At 47.3% G+C, this 19,335-nt stretch carries 20 protein-coding genes; 19 read left to right on the top strand and 1 reads right to left on the bottom strand.

Annotated elements, in window-relative coordinates; genetic code table 11:
- Positions 1 to 4: 4 nt before the first annotated feature.
- The 4 genes from MKX75_RS18180 (at position 5) to MKX75_RS18165 (ending at position 3,255) form a co-directional block, all read left to right on the top strand.
- Entirely contained in the window at positions 5 to 676 is a 672-nt protein-coding gene (locus MKX75_RS18180; protein ID WP_017687726.1) for a cytochrome b6, read from the top strand.
- A 21-nt stretch (positions 677 to 697) separates the two neighbouring features.
- Entirely contained in the window at positions 698 to 1,582 is an 885-nt protein-coding gene (locus MKX75_RS18175; protein WP_062835173.1) for a menaquinol-cytochrome c reductase cytochrome b/c subunit, read from the top strand.
- A gap of 110 nt (positions 1,583 to 1,692) precedes the next feature.
- A complete protein-coding gene (locus tag MKX75_RS18170; protein WP_339166312.1) occupies positions 1,693 to 2,319 on the top strand; it encodes a DUF1405 domain-containing protein in 627 nt (208 codons plus the stop codon).
- Between the two features lie 66 nt (positions 2,320 to 2,385).
- The gene (locus MKX75_RS18165) at positions 2,386 to 3,255 is read left to right on the top strand and encodes a sporulation protein YpjB (protein ID WP_339166310.1); all 870 of its coding nucleotides are present in this window, start codon (positions 2,386 to 2,388) and stop codon (positions 3,253 to 3,255) included.
- 110 nt (positions 3,256 to 3,365) lie between these two features.
- On the opposite strand, the gene MKX75_RS18160 is transcribed toward MKX75_RS18165, so the two are convergent.
- Complete coding sequence (locus MKX75_RS18160; protein ID WP_062835170.1) at positions 3,366 to 4,235, bottom strand: YitT family protein; 870 nt, start codon at positions 4,233 to 4,235, stop codon at positions 3,366 to 3,368.
- Between the two features lie 172 nt (positions 4,236 to 4,407).
- Here MKX75_RS18160 and MKX75_RS18155 point away from each other — a divergent pair, with 172 nt between their 5' ends.
- The 15 genes from MKX75_RS18155 (at position 4,408) to MKX75_RS18085 (ending at position 19,335) form a co-directional block, all read left to right on the top strand.
- Positions 4,408 to 4,737: a nucleotide pyrophosphohydrolase gene (locus MKX75_RS18155; protein ID WP_017687732.1), complete on the top strand. Its 330-nt coding sequence runs from the start codon at positions 4,408 to 4,410 to the stop codon at positions 4,735 to 4,737.
- 50 nt (positions 4,738 to 4,787) lie between these two features.
- Positions 4,788 to 5,312, top strand: a complete 525-nt coding sequence (locus MKX75_RS18150; RefSeq protein WP_339166308.1) for a tetratricopeptide repeat protein — start codon at positions 4,788 to 4,790, stop codon at positions 5,310 to 5,312.
- 82 nt (positions 5,313 to 5,394) lie between these two features.
- Positions 5,395 to 6,198 (top strand): 4-hydroxy-tetrahydrodipicolinate reductase, encoded by an 804-nt coding sequence (dapB, locus tag MKX75_RS18145; RefSeq protein WP_339166306.1) that lies wholly within the window; start codon positions 5,395 to 5,397, stop codon positions 6,196 to 6,198.
- Between the two features lie 11 nt (positions 6,199 to 6,209).
- Positions 6,210 to 6,650, top strand: a complete 441-nt coding sequence (gene mgsA, locus MKX75_RS18140) for a methylglyoxal synthase (protein WP_017687735.1) — start codon at positions 6,210 to 6,212, stop codon at positions 6,648 to 6,650.
- Entirely contained in the window at positions 6,647 to 7,345 is a 699-nt protein-coding gene (gene bshB1, locus MKX75_RS18135) for a bacillithiol biosynthesis deacetylase BshB1 (protein WP_062835168.1), read from the top strand. The genes mgsA and bshB1 overlap by 4 nt, the downstream gene beginning before the upstream one ends.
- Positions 7,346 to 7,445: 100 nt before the next feature.
- The gene (gene bshA / locus MKX75_RS18130) at positions 7,446 to 8,606 is read left to right on the top strand and encodes an N-acetyl-alpha-D-glucosaminyl L-malate synthase BshA (protein WP_062836099.1); all 1,161 of its coding nucleotides are present in this window, start codon (positions 7,446 to 7,448) and stop codon (positions 8,604 to 8,606) included.
- A gap of 63 nt (positions 8,607 to 8,669) precedes the next feature.
- The gene (locus tag MKX75_RS18125; RefSeq protein ID WP_339166305.1) at positions 8,670 to 9,968 is read left to right on the top strand and encodes a CCA tRNA nucleotidyltransferase; all 1,299 of its coding nucleotides are present in this window, start codon (positions 8,670 to 8,672) and stop codon (positions 9,966 to 9,968) included.
- On the top strand, positions 9,955 to 10,932 hold the full coding sequence (locus MKX75_RS18120) for a biotin--[acetyl-CoA-carboxylase] ligase (protein WP_076331405.1): 978 nt from the start codon (positions 9,955 to 9,957) through the stop codon (positions 10,930 to 10,932). The genes MKX75_RS18125 and MKX75_RS18120 overlap by 14 nt, the downstream gene beginning before the upstream one ends.
- 345 nt (positions 10,933 to 11,277) lie before the next feature.
- Entirely contained in the window at positions 11,278 to 12,156 is an 879-nt protein-coding gene (gene panB / locus MKX75_RS18115; protein ID WP_062835166.1) for a 3-methyl-2-oxobutanoate hydroxymethyltransferase, read from the top strand.
- Positions 12,153 to 13,049: a pantoate--beta-alanine ligase gene (panC, locus tag MKX75_RS18110; RefSeq protein WP_076331406.1), complete on the top strand. Its 897-nt coding sequence runs from the start codon at positions 12,153 to 12,155 to the stop codon at positions 13,047 to 13,049. The genes panB and panC overlap by 4 nt, the downstream gene beginning before the upstream one ends.
- Positions 13,042 to 13,425 (top strand): aspartate 1-decarboxylase, encoded by a 384-nt coding sequence (gene panD / locus MKX75_RS18105; protein ID WP_017687742.1) that lies wholly within the window; start codon positions 13,042 to 13,044, stop codon positions 13,423 to 13,425. Before panC ends, panD begins: the two co-directional genes overlap by 8 nt.
- 117 nt (positions 13,426 to 13,542) lie before the next feature.
- Positions 13,543 to 14,166: a tetratricopeptide repeat protein gene (locus MKX75_RS18100; RefSeq protein WP_339166304.1), complete on the top strand. Its 624-nt coding sequence runs from the start codon at positions 13,543 to 13,545 to the stop codon at positions 14,164 to 14,166.
- A gap of 141 nt (positions 14,167 to 14,307) precedes the next feature.
- Entirely contained in the window at positions 14,308 to 17,169 is a 2,862-nt protein-coding gene (dinG, locus tag MKX75_RS18095; RefSeq protein ID WP_076331408.1) for an ATP-dependent DNA helicase DinG, read from the top strand.
- 218 nt (positions 17,170 to 17,387) lie between these two features.
- Positions 17,388 to 18,041 carry a redox-sensing transcriptional repressor Rex gene (locus MKX75_RS18090; protein WP_062835163.1) on the top strand — a complete coding sequence of 218 codons (654 nt, stop codon included), beginning with the start codon at positions 17,388 to 17,390 and terminating at the stop codon, positions 18,039 to 18,041.
- Entirely contained in the window at positions 18,028 to 19,335 is a 1,308-nt protein-coding gene (locus tag MKX75_RS18085) for an amidohydrolase (protein WP_339166303.1), read from the top strand. Before MKX75_RS18090 ends, MKX75_RS18085 begins: the two co-directional genes overlap by 14 nt.

Genomic DNA, 19,335 nt, shown 5'->3' with positions numbered 1-19,335 from the left:
GCAGATGTTTAAAAATGTCTATGACTGGATTGACGAGCGTCTTGACATCACGCCAATCTGGCGGGACGTTGCGGATCATGAAGTTCCAGAGCATGTAAATCCGGCTCATCACTTTTCCGCATTCGTGTACTGCTTTGGTGGATTGACGTTCTTTATTACTGTTATTCAGATTCTGTCAGGCATGTTCCTGACCATGTATTACGTACCTGATATTATCAATGCCTACGCAAGTGTGGAGTACCTGCAAACCAAAGTAGCCTTCGGCCAAATTGTTCGCGGCATGCACCACTGGGGAGCCAGTCTGGTTATCGTAATGATGTTCTTACATACGATGCGTGTGTTCTTTACAGGCTCTTACAAAGCACCGCGCGAAATGAACTGGGTTGTCGGCATGCTGATCTTTTTCGTCATGCTGGGCCTGGGGCTGACAGGGTACTTGCTACCATGGGACAACAAAGCCTATTTTGCAACAAAAGTAACACTGGAGATTGCCAATACGGTTCCTTGGCTGGGACCAATCATTAAAGAATTCCTGCAAGGCGGTACGATTGTCGGTGCACAGACATTAACCCGATTCTTTGCCCTGCACGTATTCTTCCTCCCCGCGGTGCTTCTGGTGCTTCTGGTCGGACACTTTATCATGATCCGCAGACAGGGCATTTCGGGACCACTATAAACTGAGAAGGGAGGAATCGCAATGGCTCACGGACATAAGAAGGATGATGAGGAAAAGGTTATCTTTGTCGGTGATTCACGCGTACGTAAAGGGGCGGGATTTATAACCCCTCCTGATTACACGGCGTATCCCGGCAAATCAGAAGCTTTTATTCCCAACTTCCTGCTGAAAGAATGGATGGTTGGTGTCGTTGTATTGGTGGGGATTTTGGTTCTCACGATCTCAGAACCTGCACCTTTGGGATATCCGGCCAATCCAAGCGCATCCGTTATTCCCATGCCGGACTGGTACTTCCTTTTTCTGTATCAGTATTTGAAGTATCCATACGCATCAGGCGATTACGTCCTGCTCGGGGTACTGGGAGTCAGTGGAGTCGCTTTCGGAGCTTTACTGCTTGCACCGTTCCTGGACACAGGCAAGGAGCGACGTTTTTATAAACGTCCCATTGCTTCATCGTTGATGATTTTGTCGGTCATTGCTGTATTTTACCTGACGAATGTAGCGTGGACGCACTACGAACATGAGTTGGAAGCAACAGGTCAGAAACCTGAACACATTCAGCGTGAGGAAGAAGCGCTGGAGAGGCATGAACAGGGGCTACCACCAGTTTCCAATGCACCTGGACAGAAACAGGAAGTCGCCATCGTGGATCAGGATGATCCTGCAATGGAAACGTACAAGAAGGCCGGCTGTATTGGCTGCCATGCGGCTGATATGAAGGGCGCAAGTGGACCTTCACTTCGAGGTGTAGGTGACAAACATAGCCAGGAAGAGATTCTGACTATTATCAAAGAAGGTTACAACGCAATGCAACCTCAGTACAATAATGCCATTGCTCAAGGCGTCACGGATGAAGAAATTAATCATCTGACCGAATGGCTTGCGAAACAGAAAGCAGAACAGTAAAATCGAAATAACCAATGAAACCTGATCGTTTATGCGGTCAGGTTTTTTGGAGTGTTTTTGGGGCAGCACGTTATCGTGTACAACATGTGACAAAGGAAGGGGCAGGGAACGTGGCTTTATCGTTTTTCTGGAGTAGGGAATTTCTGACCAATCGTTATTTTTTGTGGCTTTTGTTTTGGTGTAATGCAGTAGGAACGGTATACGGATACATCTGGTACGGTGAGCAAATGAAAATGACGTTGGCAGAGCAGCCGGTGTGGCAGGTCGTGTTTGTGCCGGATAGTCCAACAGCGAGTTTGTTTTTCACCTTAGCATTGTTATGGATCTTGTACCCACCTCGGTCTATCATCATTAAACGGATTGGACATGTAATTCAGGCGCTTGCCGTGGTCACGTCTGTGAAATATGGCGTGTGGGCCGTATCGATTATTTTCGCTGGCTGGATGCAGGGTGGCACACAGCACTGGCAAGATTGGATGTTGATTGCTTCGCATAGTGCGATGGCGATTGAAGCTCTTATTTATGTACGGTTTTTCGGATTCCGCTGGGCTGCTCTTGTCGTGGCAGGTCTCTGGACGCTGTTGAACGATACGATGGATTATACATATGATATTTACCCTTGGTTACCTGCCTCCCTCTACGATCATGTAGATGGTGTGCGTAATTTCACATTCGGACTGACGCTAGTTAGTATTCTGTGTGCATGGCTTGCGCTCAGACAAGCGAAACGAACCTGATATCCGATCTTGAGCTTGTTCTAAGGAACTGTGCCCCGCCATACATTGATGGTGGGAGGGATGTCCATGAAGAGAACGTTCAGGTTCAAAACTGGATTATTGGTGGTATCGTTCATGGCTCTGCTGCTTTGGACGAACTTAGCATATCGTGTATCCGCGCAAAGTGAAGGATTGAATTCGAATTCAGATCAGCAAGTGTCCACAAGCAATTCAATTGCACAACTGAATGAAGAAGCAGCCGTATTGTATCGCCAGGCGCTCGAGAATAATATTGAAGAAGTACGAGGAAGCATTCTGCGCATCAGTAAAAGTCTGGAGCATATCTCCTTTGAGGGACAAACGACAGTTGAGGGCATTCACGCATTGTCTGAAACCATAGTTGAAGTGAAACAAGCGGTTGTGAAGGTGAAAAATGACGATGCTTCTCTTCAGCAGTCCTCTGCCAAACTCAGACTTGCAGCAGATAGTCTCGCGAATCCAACCAAGCCTTTATGGCTTCAATATTATAAAATCGTGAAAAACGATCTGGACGCTTTGTCCGATGCTACAAATCAGGGTCAAACTGCGACAATACTCGCAAATCGCTACGCCGTTCTGGAGGAGCACTATGAAACGATTCGTCCTGCGGCAATGATTCGCCGTGAACCGTATGAAATTGCTCAGATGGACGCCTGGTTATCTCATACCAAGGGGCTTACCAATGCAAAGCAGCCAGACCTGGCTCAGTTAAAAAGCATGGTGGGCCATGGTGAGGAACTGGTGAACCAGTTATTTGGTCGGGAGAAGGATGAGAGTGCGTTTGCACCATTTGTACAGGGTCCGGATCGCAGGGCAGCTGGTTTACTCATCAGTTCGGTCATTGTGGCGACGCTAAGTTACGCCGGATACCGTAAGTATCGTGCCCAGCAGCAAGGGATTTTTCCTTTTCGGCGCTAATCGCTGATTGACCTAATCGTCGTATATTAAAAAACCTCTTTCCACATAAACAGCCACGCTAACGGCTCTTCATGTGAAAAGAGGTTTTTTGCAGTTTCTGTATAGTTACATCAACTTTCTTTGAAACCTTCTCCATGTACATCATGAACATCGCTGATGATGACAAAAGCTCTGGGATCAATGGAACGTACAATCGTCTGCAATCGCCTGAACTCTTGCCTGGAAATAACACAGTAGGCCATGTGCTTGGCTTGTTTGGAGTACGCGCCAATGGCCGGAATGAGGGTGACACCACGATCCATGTCCCGTGTGATCTGATCGGCAATCTCAGGTGCGTGGTCACTGATGATCATAAATGCCCGGGCAGAATATGCACCTTCTTGAATAAAGTCGATAACTTTGGAAGCGATAAATACAGCTACGAGCGTATACAGAATTTTTTCTTTGGGGATGTAGATGAGAGAGAGCCCGATAATGACGAAGTCAATGCCCAGCAATACCCGTCCCATACTCCATCCATACTTGCGGTTAAGAATGCGAGCAATGATGTCTGACCCGCCCGTTGTACCGCCCCAACGGAATACGATGCCAAGACCGGCTCCAAGCGTAACACCTGCATACAGGGCTGCGAGCAGGAGGTCATTTTCAGTATGTAGTGGTTCAATCCAGCCCAGATGAATCAACTTTTCGAATAACCATAGGAAAATGGTCAATGCCCCAATTCCGATACCCGTATAGATCATCTGTCTGCCGCCCAAAATTTTGAGCCCGATCAGAAAAAGAGGAACGTTAAGAATCAGGGTCGTAAGTGAAGGTGAGATGCCGAATGCGTAATTGATCAGCACCGTAACCCCTGTGAGGCCACCTTCCATAAGCTGATTGGGGATAATGAAATAGAGAAGCCCAAAGGCATATAAGGCTGTACCCAGAAGGATGGGCAGAACCAGTTTGACTTGAACCCAGGTTTTGGCAGTGCTCATAAGATCCCTCACTGTAGATAAATTAGAATGAAGAAGCAATCATTCCCATCTAGTATACCTGTTTATTGATTCTTTAAAAATGATTTGTCGCTGATGATGGTGGAAGTGAATCTAAATAACTGATATTATTAGGAGCAAATACGACATCATTTCAAAAGGAGAATCCGTTCTCATGGAGAAAAGCATCGCAGAAATGCAGCGTGAGGTTGATCAGTATATCTCCCAGTTCAAGGAGGGGTATTTCAGTCCTCTGGCCATGTTGGCCCGGATGTCTGAAGAGGTTGGGGAGCTTGCCAGGGAAGTGAATCACGAGTTCGGTGAAAAGCCGAAGAAGTCTTCCGAAGCCGCCAATTCCATTGAGCTTGAGCTTGGAGATATTTTATTTATCACGATTTGTTTTGCAAACTCGCTGGGTATTGATCTGGCTGAGGCGCACGATAAAGTCATGCATAAATTTAACACCCGCGATGCCAATCGGTGGACTCCCAAAAACACCGATTAGGCGTAGATTACATATGCTGTACCATCACCCGATCGGGGAGGGTCAGCTTGATGATGAAACCGGAAGAATATATGCAGCAGGCTTATCGCTGTATATTGCAAAATGATTTTGAGCAGGCCATTCGTTGGTTCGAAGCAGCCATTCATGCTCATCCGCAACATGCGGAATTATATTATCGCTGTTCCATTACGCATGCCCGTAGCAAACATCTGGTGCCGGCGCTTGAATATGCGCGTAAGGCGGTTGAATTGTCGGCAGGAACAGAAGAATATATTATGCACCTGCAGACATTGGAAGCGAAACACCTGACTTCCAGAGCCAAGTTGCTGTTGGAGCAGGCGGGTATTGCAACACAGGAGCGTTATGTGGAAGCGTCAACGCTCTTGAAAGAAGCGGTCAGACTGGATCCTCTTTCCGTAGAAGCTCATGTCATGCTTGCACTCGCTTACAGTGACTTGAATGAATTTGATTGTGCAATAAAATCGTTACGTGAAGCCATTTTGTTGGACCCGCAGAACGGGCAACTGCATCAGATGTTACAGGAAATCAAGCAACGTATGAAATCCATACAGTAAGAATTCATTTCACAACGATAACCAAGTTAAGTTGAAATGGATTCGACGATACGATCTAACATAGCGAGGAGATGCAGTCAAGATGAGTGAAATAATTAGAGTTGCCGTGATCGGAGCGGCTGGTCGAATGGGCCGTGAAGTCGTGAAATTGGTACTTCAGGACCCGGAACTGGAGCTAGCAGCTGCAGTTAACCGCTCCGGAGCGGGCACGGATGCTGGAACACTTGTTGGTTTGCCAGAGTGTGGAGTACTGGTGACTGATGATATTGAAATGGCTTTTGCCGAAACAAAACCGCAGGTTATGGTCGATTTTACAGTGCCACAATTTGCGTTTGCACATACTGAGATCGCGATCCGTCATGGAGTCAGACCTGTCATGGGTGTTACCGGCTTCACGCCGGAGCAGATCGAACAGTTGGACAAGCAGTGCAAGGACAAAGGAATCGGTGGGCTTATTGCCCCTAACTTCTCGATCGGTGCCATTTTGATGATGCGATTCGCAGCACAGGCTGCCAAGCATATGCCAAATGTGGAGATCATCGAATATCACGGAGATCAGAAGCTGGACGCTCCTTCAGGAACAGCGATCAAAACAGCCGAACTGATTGCTGCCAATCGGGAGGAACTTCGTCAGGGTAATCCAAATGAGGAAGAAACGATTGAAGGATCACGCGGCGGTTATTACAACGGATTCCGAATTCACAGTGTACGGTTGCCTGGTGTATTCGCGCAGCAGGAAGTTGTTTTCGGAGACTATGGACAGTCGCTCAAAATTCGGCATGACTCCTACGAACGTGCAGGTTATATGCCTGGTGTTAAAATTGGTGTACAAAAAGTTATGGAATATACAGGACTCATCTACGGATTTGATCACTTTATCGACTAAAGGAGATTGTCATGTTGAAAATAGCATTTATCGCCCATGATCGCAAAAAAGAAGAGATGGTTAACTTTGTGACGGCATATGAGCCTGTATTTACGGACCATCAATTGTATTCTACAGGAACAACAGGCCTTCGTATTATGGAAGGAACGTCTCTGAAGATTCATCGATTCGAATCAGGCCCATTGGGCGGAGATCAACAGATTGGAGCTTTGGTTGCGCAAAATGAAATGGATCTGATTATTTTTCTGCGCGATCCACTGATGGCACAACCTCACGAGCCGGATATTAATGCGCTGCTACGTCTTTGTGATGTGCAAGGAATTCCACTTGCCACCAATATCGCAACCGCTGAGATTCTGGTTAAGGCTCTGGATCGTGGCGATTTTGCCTGGAGAGAGCTGGTACATAAATACAAGCCGGAGGCTGGACTGAATTCGGGTGATTCCGAATGAGTCTGGATATTCTCATCTTTGGAGCACATGCGGACGATGCCGAGATTGGTATGGCTGGAACAATTGCCAAACATACCGCAGCCGGCTTAAAAGTAGGCGTGTGTGATCTGACTCGTGCTGAGATGTCTTCCAACGGAACAGTAGAGCGCAGAACCGAGGAAGCGGAGCAAGCCTCCCGCGTCCTCGGTCTTTCGTGTCGAACGAATCTGGATCTTCCTGATCGCGGGTTGTACCTTACTCCTGAACATGTACAGGCGGTAACGGCTGAAATACGGCGTCATGCTCCTCGGATGGTGTTTGCACCCTATTGGGAAGATCGTCATCCGGATCATGTCAATTGCAGTAAGCTTGTGCAGGAAGCTGTATTTAATGCCAAGCTTCGGAACTACATGCCGGACATGCCTGCCGTGCAAGTGAAGGAACTTTATTTTTACTTTATTAATGACATTGGACCTACGGATTTGATTGTGGATATTTCGGAACACTATGAGCAAAAGGAAACTTCATTACGCTGTTATCGTTCCCAATTCGAGCTCGGGGAGGGCGTAGTCTCGACTCCATTGAATCAAGGGTATATTGAACGTGTAAGAGCCCGTGATTCCTTGCTCGGACAACGCAGTCTCATCCCGTTTGCAGAAGGTTTTGCTACAATTACACCGTACGTTGTTCATCAATTTGGTGCAGCTGCCCAATAAACGATTTCACATTTTACGTGTTAATGAGACGAATCGTTTCATTATTCCGTTGCATTACATCAACCTGCATGAAGCGGGAGATCAAAGGAGCGTCCACCGGATGGATCAAAAGCTAAAAATCGGCATCACCTGTTATCCGTCCCTCGGAGGGTCTGGCGTTGTCGCAACGGAGTTGGGCAAATTGCTTGCCGAACAGGGGCATCAGGTTCATTTTATTGCCAACAGTATCCCGTTCAGACTGGGTACGTTCCAGAAAAATATTTTTTATCACGAAGTTGAAGTAAATGATTATTATGTTTTCCGTTACCCACCGTATGACCTGTCACTGGCAACGAAGATGGCCCAGGTGGCTAAGTCACAGCAGCTGGATCTGCTGCATGTTCACTATGCCGTGCCGCACGCAGTATGTGCCTTTCTCGCGAAACAGATGGTAGGGGACGGCCTGAAAGTGGTCACCACGTTACATGGAACGGATATTACGGTTCTAGCTCAGGATGAGTCTTTGAAAGATTTAATCCGTCTTGCCATCAATGAAAGTGACGCGGTCACTGCCGTATCCCAAGATTTGATTCGAGAAACGGTTGAACTGCTAGATATTCAGCGTCCAATCGATCTAACCTATAATTTTATTGATAAACGAATATATTATCCGCGGGATGCTGCCAGTCTGCGAAGAGACTTCGCTGCGCCTGACGAAAAAATATTAATGCACATTTCCAACTTCCGACCGGTGAAGAGAACTCAGGATGTAGTAGAGGTCTTCCGTCAGGTACAGGAGCAGGTGCCAGCGAAGCTGCTATTTGTTGGTGAAGGACCTGATTTGCCGAAGATACAATGGAAAATTAATGATCTCGGCTTGAATGATAAGGTTCATTTCCTTGGCAAACAGGATGACATTGCTCAAGTGATCTCCATGGCTGACGTGTTGATGCTTCCATCGGAGAAGGAAAGTTTCGGTCTAGTAGCGCTCGAAGCAATGGCCTGCGGCGTACCCACGATCGGTTCACAAGCGGGAGGAATTCCGGAATTGGTCTTGCATGGTAAGACAGGTTTCTTATCCGCAATCGGGGATACACAATCCATGGCCGAGAACACGATCCGTTTGTTGACGGACGATCGTTTGGCTGCGGAGTTCAGGGAAGCGTGTCTCCAGCGCGCGCATCATGATTTTTGCAATGATGCCATTCGGCATGAATATGAACAAATTTATTATCGGGTGCTAGGTAGAGAAGTTCCGAATCTGAATCCGGTTTGCGGTTAACCGTTTTGCTAGGCGAAATCATACTGTGCGTACCACAACAGGCAAGAGAAGAGGTGATATGTGGTGGTTCAATGGACACAGGTAGATCGTGAAATGGCAATTCAAAGTGAGAATGTACTCACAACCTTAAACGAACATGGCTACAAGGCATATTGGGTAGGCGGTTGTGTGCGTGACGAATTGCTCGGACGAGTTGTAGACGATATGGATATTACGACATCCGCTTCTCCTCAGCAAGTCATGGAACTGTTCAACGATTGCATTCCTACAGGTCTGCAACACGGGACGGTTACCGTGCGTTCAGGCGGCTATTACTTTGAAGTGACCACGTTCCGAACAGAATCCGAATATCAAGATAACCGCAGACCTGCTGCAGTTCAATTTGTCCAGAATATTAAGGAAGACTTACAGCGGCGTGACTTCACGATGAACGCTCTTGCCATGGACGTCACTGGGACAATTGTTGATCCGTTCGGTGGACAGACAGATATTAAGGAAGAGCGCGTCAGATGTGTGGGCTCTGCGGTGGAACGATTTGGTGAAGATGCACTGCGGATGCTTCGTTGTGTTCGCTTTGCTTCGGTATTTGATTTCAAAATCGCTCATAATACGTGGAAGGGTCTTGTAAGACAGAGAGACCTGCTTCAACATATAGCGATGGAACGAGTACGGACCGAGATGGTAAAAATGATGTCGGGACCGCATCCCTTAAGAGGGTTGGAGCTGTTATACAGAAGTAACGCGCTTGCGCACGTCAAAGCCCCGGTTAGCTCGGGCCGATTCAACAAGACGTTGTTAACCAATCTGGAACAATTGTCAGACGAGCATGTATTGCTTCGTTGGTCACTCCTCCTGATCGCTGGCGGGTTTAGCAAGGATGAAGCAGACGTTCTATTACGTCAGTGGACATTCTCCAATGAACATCGTTCCCGCATAACAGGGGTGCTTCAGGTGGAGCAGTTGATTCATACTTCCGTTCAGGAGCAGAAAGATACGCTAAGCCTGCGTTCAGATTGGATCGTTACTGTTCTGGCTTGTGGCGTTCAGGCTGCGGATGATTGGCTGCGGATACAATCGCTGTTGCCAGCAGGATGGCGGAATCATTCTGACCATGCAGAATTACAGGTCGTTTTGGTTCAAGACCTTGCTGTCGAATGGAGTCAATCGATCCCTGTGCATGACTTGAAAGAACTGAATATCACAGGGGAACAAGTGTTGATAATGGTGCAGCGTAAAGGCGGACCATGGTTGGGGCAACTCATGAAACATTTGTTAAGAGAAGCGGCGATTGGAACGATAGCAAATCAGCATGAAGCGCTAAGTGCAGAAGTGAAGCGGGTGGTTGCAGATGACCAAGCATGAGGATCTGTTACATATGTTATTGAATGCAGAAGGACAATTCGTATCGGGTGAAGAGATCAGCCGTAATCTGTCCATTAGTCGAACCGCTGTGTGGAAACATGTGAACAAGTTGCGTGACATGGGTTATGAGTTTGAAGCCGTCTCTCGCAAAGGGTATCGTCTTGTAACGAAGCCGGACAGCATTGACGCTACAGCCCTTCAATTGGCGTTGGACACAACCGTATTTGGCCGTAAGGCTGTTCTGTTGACCTCGACCTTGTCTACCCAAGGGGATGTTCTGAAGTTAGCTGAGCAGGGGCAGGACGAAGGCGCCGTGGTCATTGCGGAAGAACAAACCGGAGGAAGAGGACGTTTCGGTCGAAAGTGGTTCTCTCCCCCTGGTAAAGGAATCTGGATGAGTGTCCTTTTGCGTCCTGATGTACCACTTCAGCATACGCCGCAGCTAACCTTATTAACTGGGGTGGCTGTATGTCGAGCCGTTCGAGCTTGTACAGGAGCTGATGCAGGCATCAAATGGCCCAATGATCTGTTAATCGATGGACGCAAGGTGTGTGGCATATTGCTTGAATCCACAGTAGAAGATCATGAAGTTAGATTCTGCATTGCGGGTATAGGTGTGGACGTGAACTTTGACCCCGAGGATTATCCCGAAGATCTCACTACAATCGCAACCTCGCTCAAGATGGAGACGGGGCAACCCGTTGATCGTACCAAGCTCACGGCTGCCATTTTAACCGAGCTGGAACAGTTGTATTTTTTGTATCAAAAAGAAGGATTCGGCGTCATCTCAGCCCTTTGGGAGGCCTTGTCCGTATCGATGAATCGAGAGATTACAGTGACGAATCCTCATGGTGTCATTGAAGGCAAGGCAATCGGTCTTGACCCTTCCGGAGCACTTATCGTGGAAAAGCACGATGGAGAACATACACTAGTCATCTCTGGTGAGATTTCCTGGAAATCGTAAACAATTTGTCGAATTTTCACTGGTAAAATGAACATAAGACGTGAAGTTTGAGCAGAACTTTGGTATACTGTGTTCGTGAGGCGATATCGGCTAATGCAGACCGAATTGCACTCCCGTAACAGTAGCCTTTGTTCTGCTTTGATTTGTTTCGTATAAGCAGACCGCAGTGCAAGAATGAAATACGTTTAAGTGAGTTGTTGGATTCTGCTCTGAGCCGAAGAGGACCGAGACAGAAGGGACGATCGCAAGTGACTCTTTTTTGACTTTTCGGGACTTTTTAGTGGAAAACTAAAAGGTTTTTTTGTTGCGTTTTATTTGAAAAGAAGAAAGGAGCCATGACAGAAAATGGCGAACAAACAAGCGATGAATATTGTGAAAATGAAAAAATACAAGCAGGATGGCGTGCCGCTCAGTATGATTACGGCTTACGATTATCCAACAGCTCTCCTTGCGGAGGAAGCAGGTATCGATCTGATCCTGGTTGGTGATTCACTTGGCAATGTCGTGCTCGGTTATAACTCAACTCTTCCTGTGACCATCGACGACATGGTGTACCACACACGTTCCGTAGTACGTGGGGCTGAAAAGACATTTATTGTGGCTGACATGCCTTTTATGACGTATCATGGCAGCGTGGATGAGACACTTAAGGGTGTACGTCGACTGATGCAAGAGGGGCATGCCCATGCGGTTAAAATGGAAGGCGGAGTCGAAATAGCGGACACCGTTAGAGCAGTCGTGCAAGCAGGCGTGCCTGTTCTTGGACATATCGGACTGACACCTCAATCTGTTAATCAGATTGGTGGTTACCGTATTCAGGGCAAGGATGCAGCAGATGCGAAACGTCTGATGGACGAAGCCAAAGCTTTGGAAGCTGCAGGCGCGTTCGGCATAGTGCTTGAACTGGTTACGGAAGAAGTCGCTCGGGCAATCTCGGAGGAACTCTCCATCCCTACCATCGGGATTGGAGCAGGACGAGGCTGTGATGGTCAGGTGCTGGTGTTCCACGATGTGGTTCAGTATGCTTCTCCGTATACGCCTAAACGTTTTGTCAAAACCTATGGAGATGTGGGTGCATTAATCAGAACCAGTATTGAAGCCTACGTGAAGGAAGTTAAAGATCGTTCTTTCCCGGCCCAAGAGCACGTGTTTAATGCTACGGATGCTGGCGTTCTGGATCAACTGTATGGACAACGTAAGGAAAAGGTGGGAAGTAACTCATGAAAGTATTACGGACAATCGCAGAGTTAAGACAGGAGCTAAGCTTGATGCGTCAAGCGATTCGGTCCAATGCATCCGTTGTAGGTCTGGTACCGACAATGGGTTATCTTCATGAAGGTCATGCAAGCTTGATGCAAGCAGCCCAACAACAGAGCGATATCGTGGTATTAAGCATATTCGTTAATCCGATTCAATTTGGACCCAATGAAGATTTTGACAGCTATCCGCGGGATGAAGCCAGGGATGTGGAGACAGCACGCTCACAAGGGGTAGATATTGTATTTATTCCCTCTGTTGAAGAGATGTATCCACAGGCAACGCAAACGACAGTATCTGTCTCACAACTGACGGAGCGCTTATGTGGCGCTTCCCGCCCGGGACATTTTGACGGCGTAACGACTGTAGTATCCAAGCTTTTCAACATCGTACAACCACAGCGTGCATTTTTCGGGATGAAAGACGCTCAGCAGGTTGCGGTCATTCAACAGATGGTGAATGATTTGAATATGCCTGTAGAAATTGTGCCTTGTCCGATTGTTCGGGAAGAGGATGGTCTTGCCCTCAGTTCACGTAATGTCTATCTTAGCGCAGAACAGCGTACACAGGCGTTGGTTCTGTCAAAGGCACTGCGCGCAGCTCAGGAAGCTGCAGATACAGGTCTAGTTACTACAGCCGCAGATATCCGTCGCATCTTGCGCGAGCATATTACAAGCTCACCGCTTGCCATTATTGACTATGCCGAGATTCAGGCTTTTCCTAGCCTTGAGCCGCTCTCAGATCAGGAAGAAGTTCAAGGACGTGACGATCTGCTCATCGCACTTGCGGTGAAATTCGGAAAAACAAGATTGATTGACAATATTAGGTTGCAAAAATCGGAGGTACTGTCCCATGTTTAGAACACTGATGAAATCCAAAATTCACCGGGCTACGGTAACGGAAGCCAACTTGAACTATGTGGGTAGCATTACCATAGATGAAGACTTGATGGAAACATCCGACTTGATGGAAAACGAGAAAGTGCAAATCGTGAACAACAACAACGGTGCACGTCTGGAAACTTATGTGATTCCAGGACCGCGCGGAAGCGGGGTCATCTGTCTTAACGGCGCAGCTGCACGTCTGGTACAGCCTGGAGATAACGTCATTATCATTTCTTACGCCATGATGTCTCAAGAAGAGGCAAATACTCACAAACCAACGGTTGTATTTGTAGATGGACAGAATAAACCTGTACAAACGATGAAGCAGGAAGTGCACGCCACGATTATGTAATCGACTGGTAAGGAGAATGAAATCGGCCCTTGAAGCAAAAAATGAGTACAGGTCACTGCACTAATCCATTTTTTCAAGGGTGGGGATGCATCGATGTTCCAGCATGTTTTCGCAGAAATGAACGACATGTTAGATGAAATTATCAAGAGCTATCCTTCCGCTGAAGGCCTGAACAAACAGGAATTGCTGCAAAAGTGGAACTTGCTTAAGCGGATGAGTGACGGAATGCTGGATGAATGGCTGATGTTTGAAGAAAAGATGAGCCAGGTGAGGGAGCGGGAGATGGATAAGCCTGCTTCCCTTGAACCAGAACAGGAAGCTGTTACCGCTTTGCCTGAACTCCATCTGGAATATTTCAGTCGGGGTCAGGGCTATTTCAAATTACAGATGTATCGGCAGGCGATTATGCAGTTCTCCCAGGTTGTGACCGACCATCCGGAGAGTGCATTAACTCGTTTTTACCTGGCGCTCGCGTATCTGAATCTGGAACAAATGGCGGAAGCCGGGACACATTTGCAGCAGATCATGTACCTTAAGGGTTCGCCTCGCTTAAAAGGGCTTGTATGTAACGCTCTGGGCTGTATTCAAGCCAAACTTGCGAATCCGGAAGCTGCATGTTCACTCTTTGCACAGGCCCTTCAGTATGACCCGACATTGACCGAACCACTGTACAACATGGAAGCTTGCAGGTTGAACAGGGGAAAATTGCAATATGCGAATCAGCTGACAACCCTTCATTAAGCGGGAATTCGGCGACAAAAAACGGTGTTCCCTCCTTTGGCATAGCGGTGGGAACACCGCTTTTTTGTCAGTTAATTTTCAAATCCCCTTTTTTTTGCTATGCTGTAACATAGACTGGAATGGAAGGGACCGTACATTGCAATGAAATATGCCGTATTGGATTTCGAAACAACCGGCACGCAGTCCGACGGTGAGATTATACAGGCCGGACTTGCCATCATAGATCATGACTTCAGCATAACTCAAATATATAGTTCTTATGTGAACCCTGGTGTACCGATTCCCCCGTTTATTTCGGGATTAACGGGTATTACCGATGCCGATGTGGCGGATGCTCCATCACTCGAAGAGATGATGATGGAGATGGTTCCGCTGCTTAACGATGTGGTTCTTGTTGGACACAACGTTGCTTTTGATTTTCACTTTTTACAGAATGCTCTGGACCGTTGCGGTTATTTGCCGTTCACAGGCCGTATTCTGGACACGATTGATTTTCTGAAGATTACGTTCCCATCACTTGGTTCTTATCAACTTGGTTATGTGTCTTCAGAATTTGGTTTTCAGCATGATCGCCCTCATCAGGCTGACAGTGATGCACTGGCGACAGCCTATGTGCTGCTCAAATGTCTGGATGAGTTAAAGGAATTACCGCTCATAACGATTCAGCGGCTCAGTGACCTGTTCGCACCAGAAGACAGTGACTTGGGTTGGTTCTTGGACGGAATGCGCAGTGAGAAGGAAGCAGAGCCGATCCAGGACCTGGACGGACATACCTATTATCGTCAGCTTGCTCTTAATGTGAGTGATTGGACGGATATTGGTGCACCACGTGATGAACGTGAGGGTAACCCCCTTGATGGTGTAAGCTTCGAACAGTTTATGGACCAGGTTCGGGAGAACCTGAAGGATACGCTGGATCATTATGAAGAGCGCGAAGCGCAGACTCAGATGTTCAGCAGTGTAAGGCAAGCTTTGGACGAAGAGAAACACCTCTTGATCGAAGCTGGAACGGGTACCGGTAAATCTCTGGGGTATCTGTTGCCTGCTATTTACGAAAGTGTGAAGCAAGAACAGAAAGTCATGGTCAGCACGCATACGATCAACCTGCAGGAACAATTGAGAGAGCGGGACATTCCGATGCTGACCCAAGTGGTTCCGTTTCCGTTTAAGGCTGCTGTATTCAAAGGACGTGGACATTACCTGTGCCTGCGCAAATTTGAACACAAAATCAATAAACGTGAATTCGCCACACCGAAAGAGGATTATTTCACAGCTGCCCAGATGATCGTCTGGCTTACGCAGACCGAAACCGGAGATGATGAGGAACTTAACCTTAGCGGACGCGGTGGGGACTTCTGGGAGACCGTACAAAGCGAATCCGAGTCATGTCTGGGAAGATCCTGTCCATGGTTCCGCAAATGTTTCTATCATCGTGCCAAACATGAGGCCGGGTTGTCAGATATTGTAATCACCAATCACTCCAAATTATTTACGGATGTCAAAGCAGCACATCAGCTGCTGCCAGCTTATGAGAGTCTTGTGATCGATGAGGCCCATCATCTGGAGGATGTAGCTGGTAAACATCTTGGAATGCATATGAAATATTTCACGTTGGTTCATACACTGACCCGTCTGTTTAAAGACAGTCGTAATGGTCAGCTGCCTATGCTTCGTTCGCAGTTATCCGGACATGAAAATTCGGTGCAATGGGGCTCCATGGTGGATCAGATGTTTCCGCTCGCTCTTGAGGTCAAAGAGTTATGGGATCGTATGAGCGATGCTCTGTTCGGGCTGTTGCCTGAACGAAGTGATGCTTCACCGGGAGAGACAGGTCAATTTTCCCTGCGTCTGAAGGCATCTCAGAAACCTGCGAAATGGCAAGAGTTGCAGGATCTGGAGAACCAGATCTATGTGACACTGGGTGATTTGGTTCGCAAAGGGGACAAATTGCTGCTTGAGGTGAAGGAAGATCAGGATGATTATCAATCGGATAGCCTGATCACGGACATCACAGGATTGCTGAAAGATCTGACTACGTTGAAGGAGAATCTACGGTTCTTCATGCGTATGGATGATGCCAAAACGGTGTACTGGATGGAAGCCAGCGGCCAGTTCCGCAGCAAATCGCTTCAGCTGTATGCTGTACCTGTAGATGTCAGTGCACAACTTAAGGATTTGTTTTTTGACAAAAAGAAAAGCGTTGTGCTTACATCGGCTACGCTCTCTGTCGATAAGTCATTCCAGTTCATGATTGAGCAGCTTGGCTTGCAGGAAGCCGCCGATAATAATCGGCTATTAACGTCGATGCTGCCATCACCTTTCAACTATCGTGATCAGGCACTTTTGGTGATTCCGCGTGATTTCCCGAGTGTGAAGGGCAGTGTGGGTGATGCGCACTTTGTTAATATGCTGGTGCAGTCCCTCGCAGAGACAGCAATTGCCACCCGTGGACGCATGATGGTTCTGTTTACTTCATACAAGATGTTGCGACAGGTCTATGATCCGCTCAAGGAGGCGTTGTCTGGTAACGACATCTCGTTGCTGGGGCAAGGCGTGGACAGTGGAAGCCGCTCCAAGCTGACTCGCAGGTTCCAGGATGCCAAAGCTACGGTACTTCTGGGCACAAGCAGCTTCTGGGAGGGTGTAGATATCCCGGGTGATGCGCTAACCTGTCTCGCTATTGTAAGATTGCCGTTCCAGCCACCGAATCATCCGCTGGTGGAAGCCAAGAGTGAGCTGCTCCAGGAGCAAAAGAAAAATCCTTTTATGAAACTGTCCGTGCCGCAAGCGGTCATTCGGTTCAAGCAGGGATTTGGCCGATTGGTGCGTACCGGGAAGGACAGAGGAATTGTGATTGTCTATGATACACGCGTAATTGAAGCGTACTATGGTAAATTCTTTTTATATTCATTACCTGGTCCAAAAATGGAGCACATGCTCACAGAGCAAATGGTTCCACGAATTACCGAATGGTTGGAAAAACCTGCTAAAGAACAAGAATAATGGTTGTTTTGTTCGTTATATCATTGCATGACGCTGCAGTTTGGCGTTAAACTTTATGAGATCTTTCCGTTTGCGAATAAAGCAGTTGCACGTAAGAACTTATAACCTAAATTACAAGGAGCATTCTGTATAAAAAGTCACTTCTATCTTTGAATTTATACAGAATGCTCATCTTTTCATCTATTATTTTATCGTGGGCTTGGTAAGGGGGAGCAAGAATGAAATCAGATAAAATTTCGGAAGCGGTGGTACGACGTCTGCCTGTATACTTGCGCTATTTGAGCGAGTTGCATCAGCGTGAGGTGGCTACGGTGTCTTCTCAAGAGCTTGGACAGAGGCTGGATCTGAATCCGGCCCAAATTCGTAAAGACCTGGCTTACTTCGGTGATTTTGGTCGAAAAGGGATCGGCTATGATGTTTCCTACTTGATTGAGAAAATTCGTCACATCCTCAAAATCGATCAGCAAATTAATGTAGCTCTGGTAGGTGCGGGTAACCTCGGACAGGCCTTGTCCAACTACAACGCATATCTGAAAGACAACATGAAGATTGTTGCTGTATTTGATGCATATGGACCTAAGATTGGTAGTCAAATCAACAGTTTGACGGTAAAACCAATGAATGAATTGACGGAAGCGGTTAAAACGGATAACATCCGCATCGGTATTATTACAGTTCCAGATACGGAAGCTCAAAATGTAGCCGATCAGCTTATTGAATCGGGAATTGAAGCGATCCTTAATTTTGCACCAACAATTCTAAAAACACCGCCGCATATCCGCATTCACCATGCTGACTTTACAACGGATCTGCTTAGTTTGGCCTATTACTTGGAGACTGGAAAGGACGACGAGGAAGATGACAACAAATAGATGGGTAATTCACAACGGCAAATTTGCGGTTAATGAAGGCGGCACAACATGGAACGTGGTCCACGGATACATGGTTGTTGAGAATGACAAGATTGTGCATATTGGTGAGACATTGCCGGATGAAGACAAAAATTGTACCAAAGTGGATGGAAAAGGACTGTTCTTCCTGCCGGGTCTGATCAATACGCATGGTCATGCAGCGATGTCGTTGCTCAGAGGGCACGGAGACGATCTTGCGTTGCAAGTATGGTTGCAGGAAAAAATGTGGCCGATGGAAGCGAAAATGACTTCAGAAGACGTATATTGGGGAACTTCGCTATCGGTGCTTGAAATGTTGAAAGGCGGAACTACAGCTTTCCTGGACATGTACGATCACATGGATCAAGTTGCCAAAGTTGTGGAGCAATCCGGCGTTAGAGCAGCACTGGCACGTGGTGTAATTGGGCTGTGCTCGGAAGAAGAGCAACTGCGGAAGCTGGAGGAGTCGGCAGCGTTTGCACGTGAGTGGAATGGACAGGCAGATGGTCGCATTACAACCGTAATCTCGCCACATGCACCATATACATGCCCTCCTGACTACATAGAGAAGCTTGTACAGGTCGCGAACGACCTAAACCTTCCTCTTCATACACATATGTCGGAAACGCTTCGTGAAGTCGAGCAGAACGTGGCTGATTATGGACTGCGTCCTGTAGCACATCTGGAGAAACTGGGCTTTTTCTCCCGTCCATCCCTGGTTGCACATGCGGTGCATCTGAATGACGAAGAGATTGAGATTCTGGCTCGACATGATGTGGCTGTATCCCATAACCCGGGAAGTAACCTGAAACTCGCTTCCGGTGTTGCGCGTGTACCTGCGTTGCTGAAAGCAGGAGTTACCGTGTCACTCGGAACTGACGGACCAGCAAGTAACAACAACCTGGATATGTTCGAGGAAATGAGACTGGCTGCATTGATCCACAAAGGTGTATCTGGTGACCCGACGGCAGTGCCAGCGGGTGAAGCATTACTACTCGGAACGTCATATGGTGCCAAATCTATCTTCTTAAACAATACGGGAGCGCTTCAGGTCGGCATGAAGGCTGATTTTATCGCTTTGGACATTGAACAGGCACACTTCTACCCACATACAGACCTGATGTCACATACCATCTACTCGGCTTCTGCCAAAGATGTAGAGCACGTATGGGTGGATGGCAAACAAGTGGTCAAACATGGCGAATGTCTGACACTGGATGAAGAGCGTATTTTGCGTGAGTCTCAATTGGCATTTGATGGTCTGCTTGCTCGTTAA

The organism is Paenibacillus sp. FSL R5-0341, assembly GCF_037975235.1.
Taxonomy (GTDB): Bacteria; Bacillota; Bacilli; order Paenibacillales; family Paenibacillaceae; genus Paenibacillus; species Paenibacillus amylolyticus_A.
This window is presented reverse-complemented; position numbering and strand designations above follow the sequence as displayed.